13 protein-coding genes are annotated in these 14,347 nt (G+C 67.0%); 8 read left to right on the top strand and 5 right to left on the bottom strand.

The features are described 5' to 3' along the window. The 4 genes from sucB to FFS72_RS22600 form a co-directional block, all read left to right on the top strand. A partial coding sequence (gene sucB / locus FFS72_RS22615) for a 2-oxoglutarate dehydrogenase, E2 component, dihydrolipoamide succinyltransferase (protein ID WP_137876046.1) occupies nt 1-1,070 on the top strand: 1,070 nt, incomplete at its 5' end. 136 nt (nt 1,071-1,206) lie between these two features. Beyond that, nucleotides 1,207-1,971 carry a lipoyl(octanoyl) transferase LipB gene (gene lipB / locus FFS72_RS22610; RefSeq protein WP_137876045.1) on the top strand — a complete coding sequence of 255 codons (765 nt, stop codon included), beginning with the start codon at nt 1,207-1,209 and terminating at the stop codon, nt 1,969-1,971. Between the two features lie 44 nt (nt 1,972-2,015). Continuing rightward, nucleotides 2,016-3,047: a lipoyl synthase gene (gene lipA, locus FFS72_RS22605; protein WP_502704148.1), complete on the top strand. Its 1,032-nt coding sequence runs from the start codon at nt 2,016-2,018 to the stop codon at nt 3,045-3,047. Nucleotides 3,048-3,103: 56 nt separating this feature from the next. Further along, nucleotides 3,104-3,859, top strand: a complete 756-nt coding sequence (locus FFS72_RS22600) for a DUF4191 domain-containing protein (RefSeq protein WP_137876044.1) — start codon at nt 3,104-3,106, stop codon at nt 3,857-3,859. Between the two features lie 183 nt (nt 3,860-4,042). On the opposite strand, the gene FFS72_RS22595 is transcribed toward FFS72_RS22600, so the two are convergent. After that, a complete protein-coding gene (locus FFS72_RS22595) occupies nt 4,043-4,516 on the bottom strand; it encodes an RDD family protein (protein WP_137876043.1) in 474 nt (157 codons plus the stop codon). A 190-nt stretch (nt 4,517-4,706) separates the two neighbouring features. Here FFS72_RS22595 and glnA point away from each other — a divergent pair, with 190 nt between their 5' ends. After that, the gene (gene glnA / locus FFS72_RS22590) at nt 4,707-6,143 is read left to right on the top strand and encodes a type I glutamate--ammonia ligase (RefSeq protein ID WP_050064968.1); all 1,437 of its coding nucleotides are present in this window, start codon (nt 4,707-4,709) and stop codon (nt 6,141-6,143) included. Between the two features lie 57 nt (nt 6,144-6,200). Here glnA and FFS72_RS22585 read toward each other — a convergent pair whose 3' ends face one another. Continuing rightward, nucleotides 6,201-6,440 carry a tyrosine-type recombinase/integrase gene (locus FFS72_RS22585; protein ID WP_502704147.1) on the bottom strand — a complete coding sequence of 80 codons (240 nt, stop codon included), beginning with the start codon at nt 6,438-6,440 and terminating at the stop codon, nt 6,201-6,203. A 409-nt stretch (nt 6,441-6,849) separates the two neighbouring features. Between FFS72_RS22585 and FFS72_RS22580 the strand changes: the two genes are divergently transcribed. Continuing rightward, nucleotides 6,850-7,545, top strand: coding sequence for a hypothetical protein (locus FFS72_RS22580; RefSeq protein ID WP_137876042.1), 696 nt, complete (start codon nt 6,850-6,852; stop codon nt 7,543-7,545). Between the two features lie 220 nt (nt 7,546-7,765). On the opposite strand, the gene FFS72_RS22575 is transcribed toward FFS72_RS22580, so the two are convergent. Continuing rightward, nucleotides 7,766-8,056, bottom strand: a complete 291-nt coding sequence (locus tag FFS72_RS22575) for an excisionase family DNA-binding protein (RefSeq protein WP_137876041.1) — start codon at nt 8,054-8,056, stop codon at nt 7,766-7,768. 305 nt (nt 8,057-8,361) lie between these two features. Continuing rightward, nucleotides 8,362-9,795 carry an amidase gene (locus tag FFS72_RS22570; RefSeq protein ID WP_137876040.1) on the bottom strand — a complete coding sequence of 478 codons (1,434 nt, stop codon included), beginning with the start codon at nt 9,793-9,795 and terminating at the stop codon, nt 8,362-8,364. A gap of 140 nt (nt 9,796-9,935) precedes the next feature. Between FFS72_RS22570 and FFS72_RS22565 the strand changes: the two genes are divergently transcribed. Further along, nucleotides 9,936-10,952 carry a helix-turn-helix transcriptional regulator gene (locus FFS72_RS22565; RefSeq protein ID WP_171018789.1) on the top strand — a complete coding sequence of 339 codons (1,017 nt, stop codon included), beginning with the start codon at nt 9,936-9,938 and terminating at the stop codon, nt 10,950-10,952. Nucleotides 10,953-10,998: 46 nt separating this feature from the next. Here the strand turns inward: FFS72_RS22565 and FFS72_RS22560 are convergent, their stop codons facing one another. Continuing rightward, a complete protein-coding gene (locus tag FFS72_RS22560; protein ID WP_137876038.1) occupies nt 10,999-11,982 on the bottom strand; it encodes an exonuclease/endonuclease/phosphatase family protein in 984 nt (327 codons plus the stop codon). Nucleotides 11,983-12,217: 235 nt separating this feature from the next. Between FFS72_RS22560 and FFS72_RS22555 the strand changes: the two genes are divergently transcribed. After that, on the top strand, nt 12,218-14,344 hold the full coding sequence (locus tag FFS72_RS22555; RefSeq protein ID WP_137876037.1) for an oxidoreductase: 2,127 nt from the start codon (nt 12,218-12,220) through the stop codon (nt 14,342-14,344). Nucleotides 14,345-14,347 lie beyond the last annotated feature (3 nt).

The following is a 14,347-nucleotide window of genomic DNA, read 5'->3' as shown; positions in this document are numbered from 1 at the left end:
CCGCAGCAGCTGCGCCTGCCCCGGCGCCCGCGCCCGCCGCACCGGCTCCGGCACCCGCGCCTGCCGCACCGGCTCCCGCGCCTGCCGCCGCTGCCCCGGCGCCCGCTGCCGCTCCGAGCAGCGACTCGACGCCGTACGTGACCCCGCTCGTGCGCAAGCTCGCCACCGAGAACGGTGTCGACCTCGCGTCCGTCACCGGCACCGGCGTCGGTGGCCGCATCCGCAAGCAGGACGTCCTGGCCGCCGCCGAGGCGAAGAAGGCTCCGGCCGCTGCGCCCGCCGCGGCAGCTCCGGCAGCATCGGCACCGGCCGCCGCGGCAGCGGGTGTGCGTCCGGAACTCGCACACCTTCGTGGCACCACGCAGAAGGTCAACCGGATCCGCCAGATCACCGCGGTCAAGACCCGGGAGTCGCTGCAGACCACCGCGCAGCTGACCCAGACCTTCGAGGTCGACGTCACCACGATCGCGGCGCTCCGCAAGCAGGCCAAGGCCGGCTTCTCGGATCGTGAGGGGGTCAACCTGACGTTCCTGCCGTTCTTCGCGAAGGCCGTCATCGAGGCACTCGGCGCGCACCCGAACGTCAACGCCAGCTACAACGAGGATGCCAAGGAGATCACGTACCACGCGGCCGTCCACCTCGGCATCGCCGTGGACACCGAGCAGGGTCTGCTCTCCCCGGTCATCCACAACGCCGGAGACCTGTCGCTCGCCGGTCTGGCTCGCGCGATCGCGGACATCGCCAAGCGCGCCCGCACCGGCGGCCTCAAGCCGGACGAGTTGGCCGGTGGCACCTTCACCATCACCAACATCGGCAGCCAGGGTGCACTGTTCGACACCCCGATCCTGGTTCCGCCGCAGGCGGCGATGCTGGGCACCGGCGCCATCGTCAAGCGTCCGATGGTGGTCACCGACGACAACGGCAACGAGTCCATCGGCGTCCGGTCGATGTGCTACCTGCCGCTGACCTACGACCACCGCCTGATCGACGGAGCCGACGCCGGTCGGTTCCTGACGACGATCAAGCAGCGTCTCGAGGAAGCCGCGTTCGACGCGGACCTCGGCCTGTAGGGATTTCTCGCTCCACCGAATCGGGGTGTCGCCGTACCGTCGGCGACACCCCGATTCGCGCGTCCGGCCGGTTCATCTCACGGCCGCGCGACAGGCCCGCGATCCGCGATCGGGCACCAGGCGTAGCGTGTCGACAATGACCAGGGTCACCTCTTCCGTCCGTACCGACAGCGAGCCTCTCGACATCCGCGAACTCGGCCTGGTCGACTATCTCGAGGCCTGGGAACTGCAACGTCGCCTCGCGGACGACCGCGCCAACGACCTCGGCCGCGACACCCTGCTGCTCCTCGAGCATCCCTCCGTCTACACCGCGGGCCGGCGCACCCAACCGGAGGACCGCCCGACGGACGGAACCCCCGTCATCGACGTCGACCGGGGCGGAAAGATCACCTGGCACGGTCCCGGTCAGCTCGTCGGCTACCCGATCGTCAAACTCGCCGAACCGGTCGACGTCGTGAACTACGTGCGCCGCCTCGAGGAGGCTCTGATCGCGGTCTGCACCGATCTCGGCCTCGACTGCGGTCGGGTGGAGGGCCGGTCCGGGGTGTGGCTGGCGGCGGGTATGCGCGACGGCGTGTGGCTGCCGGAACGCAAGGTCGCCGCGATCGGTGTCCGGGTCCAGCGCGGGGTCGCGCTGCACGGCTTCTCCCTCAACTGCGACGCCGCTCTCGACCGCTTCGACGACATCGTGCCCTGCGGTATCACCGACGCGGGAGTCTCCTCACTGTCCGGCGAATTGGGCAGGAGGATAACGGTTTCCGACGTCGTGCCCGCCGTGGTCGAGGCCGTCGTCGCGGCGTTCGACGGCACCCGCCCGGTCGCCGATCACGACATCGAACGCAACGTCTTCCCCTCCGGTGAGGCCGCCGCACCGGCTTTCATCACGCATCGGTTCGGCTGATCGCGGACCGAGAATGTGACCGGCGTAGCATCGATTTCGTGACTGTGGCACCCGAGAACTCACCCTCCGCCGCCCCACAAGGGCGCAAGCTGCTCCGCATCGAGGTCCGTAACGCCGAGACCCCGATCGAGCGGAAGCCGAACTGGATCAAGACCCGCGCCAAGATGGGGCCGGAGTACAGCGAACTGAAGTCGCTGGTGAAGTCCGAAGGCCTGCACACGGTCTGCGAGGAAGCCGGTTGCCCCAACATCTACGAGTGCTGGGAAGACCGGGAGGCCACCTTCCTGATCGGTGGCGACCAGTGCACCCGCCGATGCGACTTCTGCCAGATCGACACCGGCAAGCCCGCCGACCTCGACCGTGACGAGCCGCGGCGCGTCGCCGAGTCGGTCCGGTCGATGGGACTGCGGTACTCGACGATCACCGGCGTCGCGCGCGACGACCTGCCCGACGAGGGCGCCTGGCTGTACGCGGAAACGGTCCGCCAGATCCACGCCCTCAACCCGAACACCGGCGTCGAGAACCTGATCCCCGACTTCCACGCGAACCCGGACCTGCTCGCCGAGGTCTTCGACGCGCGCCCCGAGGTCCTCGCGCACAACCTGGAGACGGTGCCGCGGATCTTCAAGCGGATCCGTCCCGCGTTCCGCTACGAACGTTCCCTCGCGGTGATCACCGCCGCGCGCGACTTCGGTCTGGTCACCAAGTCCAACCTGATCCTGGGCATGGGCGAGACGCCGGAGGAGGTGCAGGCGGCGATGGTCGACCTGCACGAGGCCGGCTGCGACATCATCACCATCACCCAGTACCTGCGCCCGTCGCCGCGACACCATCCCGTCGAACGCTGGGTCAAGCCGGAGGAGTTCGTCGACCACTCCGACTTCGCGACCGAACTCGGATTCGCGGGCGTCATGGCCGGTCCGCTTGTCCGGTCGTCGTATCGGGCGGGACGCCTCTACGCGCAGGCGATGGCCCACCACGGCCGCGCTCTCCCCGAGGGGCAGGCGCACCTCGCGGACGAGGGCAGCGCTTCCCAGGAAGCCGGTTCGTTGCTCGCGCGTCTCGCTCGCGCCTGACATCCCGGCCCGGTCGGGTGTGATCGGCGACCGGGCCTGGTCGTATCCTGTGAGGTATGGCGAACGGCAGTAGGTCCGGCAAAGCGGGCAAGGCATCGAAAGAGGCGAAGGCCGCTGCAAAGGCGGCGCGCAAGGCGGCGTCGAAGGAGCGACGCACTCAGCTGTGGCAGGCATTCCAGCTTCAGCGCAAGGAAGACAAGCTCCTGTTGCCGCTGATGATCGGCGCCCTCGTCGGCATCACCGTCGTGCTGTTCCTGATCGGACTGCCCTTCGGGATCCAGTGGTTCCTGCTTCCCGTCGGCATCCTGCTCGGCGTGCTCGCCGCGTTCGTCATCTTCGGTCGCCGCGTGCAGCGCACCGTCTACGGCAAGGCCGACGGTCAGGCCGGAGCTGCCGCGTGGGCACTCGACAACCTGCAGGGCGGCTGGCGAGTCACCAACACGATCGCGGGCACGACCCAGCTCGACGCGGTGCACCGCGTCATCGGCCGCCCCGGCATCATCCTCGTCGCCGAGGGCGCGCCGCAGCGGGTCAAGCCGCTCCTCGCCCAGGAGAAGAAGAAGATCGCACGTCTCGTCGGCGACACCCCGATCTACGACGTCGTCGTCGGCAACGACGAAGGCCAGGTGCGGCTCGGTGATCTGCAGAAGTACCTGACGAAGCTGCCGCGCAACATCGACACCAAGCGCATGGACTCCATCGAATCGCGGCTCACCGCACTCGGCACCCGCGGCGGCCCGGCCATGCCCAAGGGCCCGGTCCCCGGCGGCGCCAAGATGAAGGGCGTGCAGCGCACGATCCGCCGCCGGTAGGCGCTCAGGCGCTTCGCAAAAGCTCACGACCACGTCACTTCGGATCTCTCGATTCGAGTGACGTGGTCGTGAGCTTTTTGCGTTGTGTGGTGCCGACAACGCGCACCGATCAGGGGCAGGGTCTCGGCGGGCGCACCACTGACATCGTGGGAGTTTCGGCCCCTGACCGCACGGCCTCGGCGGCTACCGGCTGCGGACCAGCGCGGTTCCGGTCGCGCGATCGTGCATGCCGCGACCGTCGACGTCGGTGATGAGCGGCGGAACCATGAACACGAGCAACACCTGCCTGGCGAGGGCGCGAACGATTCCGACGCCGACGGGCTTGTCGATGCGCGCGACCTGAAGTCCCACGATGTACTGGCCAGGCGTGAACGAGAAGAGCGTCACCGTGACGATGCCGACGACGAACCACACGATCAGCACGACACTGGACAGCCGGGGGTCGAGCGCGTCGCCGCCGAGGATCAGGATCGCGACGCCTCCCGCCATCAGCCAGTCGAGCATCAGCGCGCCGATCCGGTGCCCGGAACCGACGAGTGAGCCGCGGCCGGTCGCGGGAAGTCCGATGCGCTCGCCCCGGTACTTCGGCGTACCGTCGTCATCGATCGGGAGTGCGGCCGTGGGGCCGGAGAGCCAGGAACCAGTCATGCGCGCCATGCGTCCAGGATAGGCGGTGCGCGGATCTACTCACCGCGGCCGCTCGACCGATGTGACCTACGTCGTAAAACGCGACGTGTAACACTGGCGAAACATGGACTTGATTGTTGGGCAACACCGAGTCCATACCGTCACCTCGACGAACCCGCCGCATCAACATTGGCTGGGACCCAACTGAAGGAGCACAAGCGTGGCGTTCAGCACGGCCGAAGAGGTCATCAAGTACATCGCGGACGAACAGGTCGAGTACGTCGACATTCGATTCAGTGACCTGCCGGGCGTCCAGCAGCACTTCTCGATCCCGGCCTCCGCGTTCAACAAGGACGTGTTCGAGGACGGTCTGGCGTTCGACGGCTCCTCGGTCCGTGGCTTCCAGTCGATCCACGAGTCCGACATGATGCTGCTCCCGGATGTCACCACCGCGCAGATCGACCCGTTCCGTGCCGCGAAGACGCTGAACATCAACTTCTTCGTCCACGACCCCTTCACCCGCGAGTCCTACAGCCGCGACCCCCGCAACGTCGCGCGCAAGGCCGAGGAGTACCTGAAGTCGACCGGCATCGCCGACACCGCCTTCTTCGGTGCCGAGGCCGAGTTCTACATCTTCGACAACGTCTCCTACGAGTCGAACATGAACGGCGCGTTCTACAAGCTGGACGCCGTGTCCGGCTCCTGGAACACCGGCAACGAGCGCAACGCCGACGGCAGCCCGAACCTCGGCTACAAGGTCCGCGCGAAGGGTGGCTACTTCCCCGTCGCCCCGTACGACCACTACGTCGACCTGCGTGACGAGATCTCCACCAACCTGACCAACGCGGGCTTCGAGCTCGAGCGCGGCCACCACGAGGTCGGCACCGGCGGCCAGCAGGAGATCAACTACAAGTTCAACACCCTCCTCGCCGCAGCCGACGACCTGCAGCTGTTCAAGTACATCGTCAAGAACACCTGCTGGCAGCACGGCAAGTCCGCCACCTTCATGCCGAAGCCGCTCTTCGGCGACAACGGCTCGGGCATGCACGTGCACCAGTCGCTGTGGAAGGACGGCAAGCCGCTGTTCCACGACGAGTCCGGCTACGCGGGCCTGTCCGACCTGGCCCGCTGGTACATCGGCGGCATCCTGCACCACGCGCCGTCGCTGCTGGCGTTCACGAACCCGACGATCAACTCGTACCACCGTCTGGTTCCCGGCTACGAGGCCCCCATCAACCTCGTGTACAGCCAGCGCAACCGTTCGGCTGCGGTCCGTATCCCGATCACCGGCAACAACCCGAAGGCCAAGCGCCTCGAGTTCCGCGCGCCGGACTCCTCGGGCAACCCGTACCTGAACTTCGCGGCTCAGATGATGGCCGGCCTGGACGGCATCAAGAACAAGATCGAGCCGATGGCTCCGGTCGACAAGGACCTCTACGAGCTCCCGCCGGAGGAGGCCCGCAACATCCCGCAGGCCCCCACCAGCCTCGAGGCCGTCATCAACCGTCTCGAGCAGGATCACGACTACCTCACCGAGGGTGGCGTGTTCACCACCGACCTGATCGAGACCTGGATCTCGATCAAGCGTGAGCAGGAGATCGCGCCCGTGAACCTGCGGCCGCACCCCTACGAGTTCCAGCTCTACTACGACGTGTAAGTCGTACGCCCCATCTGACCTGCGCCGGGGCGGTTGAGAGACCGCCTCGGTACGCAGTCAGTACGCAGTAGATTTCACCGAGTCCACCCGCTTCGCGATCACAGCACCGATCGCAGAGCGGGTGGACTCGTCTGCATCCGGCCACAGATGGCCGTAGACGTTGAGTGTCGTATTCGCGCTGGCGTGCCTCATCCGCGCCTGCACGGTCTTGATGTCTGCGCCCGACGAGATGAGCAGCGACGCCATGTAGTGGCGGAGGTCGTGGAAGGTGAACTCGTCCGGGAGGCTCCGTGGCATTCAGTTCCCGGTCGGTCCTCTCAATCCGGCGCCCAGACAGGACCAGGCGGTCTACTCTCCTTCGAGTCGTTCACCTGAACGACTGCAGTGCTCCATGGAGGGGATTGAATTGAAGCGTTTAACAAGGGGTTTCGTGGCTTTGGCGGGGGCAGCGACGATGCTTCTGACTTTGACCGTCGGTACGGCCGGCGCGGACCCGGTCACGCCCACCAAGGTTGTCTCGGCAGGGATGAGGCTCAGGTTAGAGGGCCTGTCTTGCACCCTGGGCGCCGTCGGAACCGACGCTCGAGGGAAGAATGTCGGCATTACTGCGGGTCATTGCAACCCGAAGTACCCCAGCCCCGTCCCCGGAGAGGAGCCGGAACGCGCACCGAAGCGCCAGGTAATTACCACAAACCAGTATCCCGTCATGGACTGGAGGGACGGCCTGAATGCCGCGCCCATCGCGTGGATCCGGTACGTGTCGGCCGACAAGTCCGACGGAAACACCACGAACGAAAATCTGACATTCTGGAAAGCCAACATCGACTACATGGTGATCGAATTCGCTGATCACGTTCAGCTTTCCAGCCAGGTGATGACCGTTCCGAAGTACGGGGATGACGCTGAAGGTAATCCGTTCAGCCCGCAGGATAGTACGGAACCCAACGCCGTTGTAACGCCTTCGGTGCCTTGGGGGAAGGTGACTTCGGTCTACAGCGACTCCTCGGGAAACCCCACCGTCCCCAAGCCTGGCATCCTCGGGTCACTCGGGAATCCGAAAATGTGCCATGCGGGCGCGATCACTACCCAGGAGTATGCACAGGCAGACCAGCCTAAGGTGTCTCGTTGCGGGGGGATCCACAAGACCCAGGATGAGGTCATGTACACGGATAGCGGTAGCCAGGGTGGAGATTCCGGTGGGCCCGTTTGGGTGTTGGGCCAGTTCGACAAGTGGGCAGGAATCGTGTCCTGGTACCTGGATTATGTCATCGTCCCCGGGGCCCCGATGGTTCGCGCCTATGCCTTTACCTCGGCCAAGAAGATCCTCGATGACCTGAACCGGAACGGGGACGACAGGCCCGCTGACTTCCCGGGCAAGGGATTCCAGATCACCAACAACTAGTCTCCCGAGACACCGAAAGTCCCCACCCTTGATGCGTTGACCCCAAGGGTGGGGACTTCGTCTTGCCGGGCCGATCACCACTCGCACATCATCTGCAGATCCCACGTCGCCAATGAACTGTTCGGGCGGCTGAGTTCAGACACGACCTGGGCACTGCGCCAATCGTCTGACGATGACGACCAGGTCCGCGAGGCTCGATCGCCACGGTGAGCGGGACCGCCTATCTGCGCAGCCGTCGCTCATAGCGGCGCCGGGTGGTGGGGGTGGCGATGTCGACCGGCGCCACGATGGCAGGAACGGCGGTCAGCTCCAGAGCGCCCTGTAGATCCGATTCGGCTAGTCGCCACTGACGTCCGATCCTGTGGCCGGGGAGCTTCCTGGCCCGGAGGTGGCGGAGATACCAGGCTTCAGTGACTCCCAGCCGCTCGGGACCTTCGGCGACCGAGAAAGTGAGGGGGGCGGGCTGCTCGGTCTCGGTTGGCGCCGGGATGTCGGTCTCGTCTTCGCTCACTGCAGCACCATAGAGGGAGGTTACAGAACGCGCTAGACATCGCGGTCCCCTTACCCCCCATCACTTTTCGGGCGAGATTCGGTACGCAGTCGGTACGCAGCAGATCCGAAACGCCCCCGTCGCAGCCAACCCTGCAAACGGAAAACGTGCAGGTAGAGCGACGCAGCCACTCTGCTCGGAAGTCCAAACTGCCAGGTCGCACTTCCAGCTCTACTACGACGTGTAATCCGGCACCGGAACCAGGTCCTGCGTCCGGCGATCACCGAATGATCGCCGGACGGGCCGACTCGTCTGCGTTGCACGGGTCAGAGCGTGGTCACGTGGACTCCGGGACGTCGATCGGCCCACGGCAGCGCCTTCTCGAGCTGCGCTGCAACGCGCAGCAACATTGCCTCGGAACACATGGGTCCGGCGAACTGGACGCCGATCGGCAGGCCCTTCGCCGACTGCGCGAGCGGCAGGCTGATCGCCGGGGAGCCGGTCGCGTTGAACAGCGGCGTGAACGAGCAGGTGTCGAAGATCTGCCGGGTCCATTCCGCGGCGGTCAGGTCGGCGTTCGCATCCAGCCGGCCCAACGGGATCGACGGTGAGTTGGTCGTCGGGGTCAGCAACACGTCGTATTCGGTGAAGAACCGGCCCACCTCACGTGACACCGTGTTGATCGTGAGGTTGGCCATGCCCAGTTCCACGGCAGTGACCCGTCGACCGAACTGGACGCATTCCCACGTGGTTCGTTCGAGATTGTCGGGGCCGGCGAGAACGCCCGTCATGGCCTCGACACCGGCGACCGACTCGGCCAGGAATGCGGACCAGATCACGACGTGGGCATCGAGCAGTTGCTGCCAGTCGAAGATCGGTGTGCCGCGCTCAACGTGGTGACCCGCGGCTTCGAGGGTGGCGGCCACCGAGTCGACGGCCGCGACAACCTCGGGATCGACGAACGTACCCGCCCACGACTCGGTGTGGACGGCGATCCGCAGCCGGCCCGGGTCGACACCGACCTCGTCTGCCCACGGGCGACTGGGCGGAGCGATGACGAAGCGGTCGCCGGGGAAGCTCACCGCCACCTCGTCCAGCAGCGCGGCGGTGTCGCGGACCGAGCGGGTCACCGCGAACTCCATCGCGAACCCGCTCAACGCATCACCGAGGTCGGGTCCCAGCGGCACACGACCACGGCTGGGCTTGAGGCCGATCAGCCCGTTGCAGGCAGCGGGAATGCGGATCGAGCCGCCGCCGTCATTGGCGTGGGCGACCGGGATCGCCCCTGCCGCGACGAGTGCTGCGGAGCCACCGCTCGATCCTCCCGCGCTGTAGTCGAGGTTCCACGGATTCCGCGTCGAACCGTAGGCGAGGGCTTCGGTGTTGGCGTTGAAACCGAACTCGGGCGTGGTGGAGACCGCGAGCGTGGCGAGGCCGGCGGCGCGGAAGCGCTCCATCAGATGGGTGTCGGCGGGCGGACGGATTCCGTCGCCGAGCATGCGGGTGCCCATCCGCGTCGGTACGCCCTCGGCGTGACACACCAGGTCCTTGATCACGAACGGCACCCCGGCGAATCGACCGTCTCCGGCGTAGTCCAGGGGCTTCTCGAAGGGCCCCGTCGCCACGGCGTTGAGCTTGTCGTCGACGTCGGCGAGCGCCTTCGTGGCGACAGCCGCAACCTCGTCGGCAGTGACGTCGCCGGAAGCGATCACCTCGGCCATGCCTGTCGCGTCGAGGGCTGCGTATTCATCGATGTTCACGGATGACTCTCCTCCATCTCGTGGTGGGACCACCCCACTCGGGATGGCGCCACCGATGGTGCGCGATTGTGGCGCAGGCCACATCGGCCGAAAGGCCGATGGCATGGCGCGGGTACACTTCGGCCAATTCGGGAGGTGACGTGGGTAACAGCATCGAGTGGTGGAGCCGTTTCGCAGCCGAGGTGCGCGCGGCAGCGCGCGGTGACGCGCCGGTCGATCTCCCCATCCGGACAGCACGCGACGGATTGGGTTTCGACTGCGCGGCCCTCGTGGGAACCGGTGTCGACGCCGGCGATCGCGGTCAGCCGGTGCTCGTCAACCTCGACTATCCGCGTGATGTCATGGAGTTCATCGCCACGACCTACGCCCACAGCTGTCCCGGGCACGACTACGCCCTGCGGCACCCCTCCGCGATGAGGTTCATCGACCTACCCTTCGACTTTCATTCGACTCGGACGTTCAGACAAGCGCTGCAGCCGAACGGATTTCACGAGGGATTGACGTTGCCGTTGGCCGTCGACTCGGGTGGGGTGGTGCGCCCCGGCTTCGTCGCGATGAGCTCGACCCACGCGCGACCGCTCGACGACGACGCGCGCCTGGCGCTGACGATGCTCTCGCACGAGATCGCCGGACTGATCGATCCGGGGGCATCAGCCGGCGACCCCCCTGCAGACCTCGTCGCCTGGGTGAGGGGAGATTCGGTCGACGTCCGGATCGGCGCGCTGGACTCCACGGGGTTCTCGAGCACGGATCTGCGCCGACTGGCTCACCTGACCGTGGCCGACGGAACAGGACGCGCCGGCCTTCGCAGGCGTGGTACCGACGGACGGTGGCGGCACGTTCGTCTCGTCGTCCGATCCGGCGCCGCACTGATTCGGATCGGTCGAGCCGACATCGTCGGGGGTCTCACCGCGCGAGAACTCGACGTCGTCGGTCTGGTGGCCCGAGGCTGGTCGAACGAACAGATCTCCGAAGCGCTCGGCATCTCGGTTCGCACCGCGCGCAGCCACGTCGAGTCGGCGTTGGGCAAGGTCCAGGTGCCCAACCGCACCGCGCTGGCCCGCGCCGCGATCGAGCACGACCTCGACAGCCTCGATGCGCTGCGGTGCGCAGTGGAGGCGACGCGATTCCCCGAACGGTCCCGCGTGGACAACTGACAGGCGGGATCCGGGGTGACTCACCTTCTCGCGGACCGCTGCGGCATCACCGGCCCAGCGAGCCGCCACGGTCCACCGAGCCGACACCGTCGGACCGCAGCGGATCCTCGATGTCGTCGACACAGTCGCCGGCACAGGACCAGTCGAGGTCAACCGCGATCGGGAAGTGATCCGACAGCGGGGCGCCGTCGTCGGTGGCGAAGCGGGAGTGGTCGTTGCGATAGCCGGTCGCCTCGAGGCTCACCCGGTCGCCGCTGCGGTAGAGCACCTTGTCCACGATCTCGCAGTCGTCGGTCGGGTTGGTCTCGGCACAGGAGAGCGCGGGGGCACCCTTGACCGGGACGTCGCCGTTCCGGACCAGGTCCACCCAAGGATCGCGGAGGTTGTTCGCCGCGACGAACTCGGCGATCTCGTCCCCTGCTCGGGTGTACCGGCTGTTGGTGTCCCCCATGACGATCACCGCGTTGCCCGACGACCGAGCGGCGATGAAACGAGTGAGTTGATCCAGATTGGCCGCGCGGGCGGTCAGGTCGTTGGACTCGGAGCCGGCATCGGTGTGCAGGTTGTACACGTCGATGACGACCCCGTCGGCCGGACGAACTCGGGTGAAGGTGAAGCCCTTGGGCGTCAGGCAGTCCCCGGTGCCGATCCAGCAGCGTTCCCAGGTCACCCGCTCCGGCCCCTCCAACGGGTAGGTGGACAGCGTGTTCAAACCGCTGCCGATCCCGGCTCCGCCACTGGTCGGTGTCCGATACGGGTGTACCGCCGCCGAGTACAGGGCGGCGTGATAGTTGAAGTCCTCCTGAACATTCACGAGGTCGTACGAATTCAGTCCCGCGCCGATCGCCGTCGTGCTGGTCTGTCGGTCCGTCTCCGCGCTCGACAGGACCTCCGGCAGTCCCGCGATGTTGTAGGTCAGTGCCCGCAGCGTTCCCTCGGCCGACACGGTCGCGCTCGGCTCGGGTGCGGTGGCGTTGGCGAGGGCGCCCGTCGCGGCTGGAACGCCGATCAGCGGCCACAGCGCCGCCACCGCCAGCCACCCGACTCGTCGTCGCCATCGGTTCCGTGCGTCTGTTCGGATCCCTGTCGCGTGTCTGGCAGAAGTTGTCGGCACGCACCCTTATATCGCGCCGAGCGTCGACCCCATGTCCGAACCGGCGGAACCGCCGGGGAACCACGGCGACCGCCGGGACGCTGCTCACGATTCGGTCCCGTTCAGCGAGAAGGCCGCAACGCGGTGGACAGGCGCGACGTAGCTTCCGACGGTGACGATCCGACAGCAGACGTTTCCGCATCTCCTCGCTCCCGGCACCATCGGGCCGATGACCCTCCCCAACCGGGTCGTGTTGCCCGCGATGGACATGAACCTCTGCGAGGACGGCGAGATCCACCAGGGCGACATCGACCATTTCGTCGCTCGCGCCGACGGCGGTACCGGGCTGATCATCACAGGGTGCTGCGCGGTCGCGTACCCGATCGGCTGCACCAGCCGGAAGGAGCCGGGCCTGTCCGAGGACCGGTTCATTCCCGGCCTCAAGGCCCTCGCGGACGCCGTGCACGACGCGGGCAGCAAGCTCTGCGTGCAGATGACGCACCACGGCAAGGTCGCACGGATCGACACCCTCGACGGTCGCCCGCAGCTGGTGCCCTCGATGCCGAAGCCTCCGGGTGACATGAGCGCAATGCTCGACTGCACTCCCGAGGAACTCGGGAAGATGGCCGCCATCCAGGAGGGCAAGCGGGCCACCTACCACGAGGCCACCCAGGAGGACCTCGACTGGTTGGTTCGCATGTTCGCCGAAGCGGCAGTGCGCGTGCAGACGGCCGGTGGCGACGCCGTCGAGATCCACTGCGCCCACAACTACGTGCTCGGCACGTTCCTGAGCCGCTATTCGAACCAGCGCACCGACGAGTACGGCGGCGCCCTGGAGAACCGGGCGCGCCTGACGTGCGAGGTGATCCGCGCGGTCAAGGACGCCGTCGGCGACGGCCTAGCGGTGATCGTGCGGCTCGCGGGGCAGGAGTACGGGGAGTCCGACGGCTTGAGCAGCGACGAGTCGGTAGCTGCAGCAGAACTTTTCGAAAAGGCGGGTGCGGACGCCATCCACGTCACCGGCACCGCGCTCAACGCGTTCGCGAACTTCACCGACGGGCCGCTGCCGAACACGGTCGGCTACTACACCGACAACGCGTCGGCCATCAAGCGTGCGGTCTCGATTCCCGTCATCACCGTCGGCCGCATGCTCCCCGAGGTCGGCGAGGAGATGATCGCCGACGGCCGAACCGATTTCGTCGCGATGGGTCGTCAGCTCCTGGCCGATCCCGGCCTGGTGAACAAGCTCAAGGCGGGACGCTCCGAGCAGGTCCGCCCCTGCATCAACTGCTACGTCTGTGTCCAGGAGAACTTCTGGGACGCGACCCCGCTCTGCGCGGTCAACCCGACGCTCGGCAACGAGAAGCTCCTGCCGTTCCCCGCGGTGAAGGCGCGTAAGCACGTCGTCGTCGTGGGCTCCGGCCCGGGCGGTCTCGAATCGGCCCGTGTCGCCGCCGAACGCGGCCACCGCGTCACGGTGCTGGAGAAGTCCGACCGCATCGGCGGCACCCTGTGGTTCTCGACCCTGACCACCCCGGACAACGAGCGACTGCTGACCTGGCTGACGGGCGAAGTCACGCGGCTCGGCGTCGAGATCCGCGTCGACACCGAGGCCACCGTCACCTCGGTGCGTGCCTTGAACCCGGACGAGGTCGTCGTGGCGACCGGTGCGGTCCGCAACCGTCCGAGTGTGCCGGGCGGGAACCTTCCGCACGTGCAGACCGGCGACACCATGCGCGCCCTGATGACCGGATCGGGCGACGTCTCCGACCAGCCCCTGCTCTTCCGCATCGCGGGCAAACTGGCCGGATTGACCGGAATCACGAAGAGCCCCGGCAGGATCCGCGACCTCAGCCGCAAGTACCTCAAGTTCCTCCCGATGAGCAGGAACGTCGTCGTCATCGGTGGTTCGCTCGTCGGACTCGAACTGGCGGAGTTCCTCGCCGAACGCGGCAGCAACGTCACCCTCCTCGCGGAGGGCGGGCAGCTCGGCGTGCCGATGGCGATGCCGCGCCGCTGGACCGCGGTCAAGCACGCCCGTGAGGTGGGTGTGACGGTCCACCGGAAGGCGACGGTGGACCGGATCACACGTACGACGGTCGAATTCACCGTCGACGGAAAGTCGCTGTCGGCGCCCGCGAACATGGTCGTGATGGCGGCAGGCGTGACCCCGGCCGCACCGCTCGCCGACGAGCTGGAGCGAGCCGGGGTGAACACCCGCGTCGTCGGCGACGCCGGGAGCGTCGACTACATCGAGGGCGCCATGCACTCGGCGTGGAAGGTCGCGACGGCGCTGTAGGCG

It is taken from the genome of Rhodococcus sp. Q, from assembly GCF_005503035.1.
Taxonomy (GTDB): domain Bacteria; phylum Actinomycetota; class Actinomycetes; order Mycobacteriales; family Mycobacteriaceae; genus Rhodococcus_G.
The sequence above is the reverse complement of the archived record's forward strand: the minus strand, read 5'-3'. Positions and strand labels throughout refer to the sequence as shown.

Coding starts and splice junctions, on each gene's coding strand:
- lipB (WP_137876045.1), top strand. CDS start 1,207: ATGACCAGGGTCACCTCTTCCGTCCGTACCGACAGCGAGCCTCTCGAC.
- FFS72_RS22600 (WP_137876044.1), top strand. CDS start 3,104: ATGGCGAACGGCAGTAGGTCCGGCAAAGCGGGCAAGGCATCGAAAGAG.
- FFS72_RS22595 (WP_137876043.1), bottom strand. CDS start 4,516: ATGGCGCGCATGACTGGTTCCTGGCTCTCCGGCCCCACGGCCGCACTC.
- FFS72_RS22585 (WP_502704147.1), bottom strand. CDS start 6,440: ATGCCACGGAGCCTCCCGGACGAGTTCACCTTCCACGACCTCCGCCAC.
- FFS72_RS22580 (WP_137876042.1), top strand. CDS start 6,850: ATGGACTGGAGGGACGGCCTGAATGCCGCGCCCATCGCGTGGATCCGG.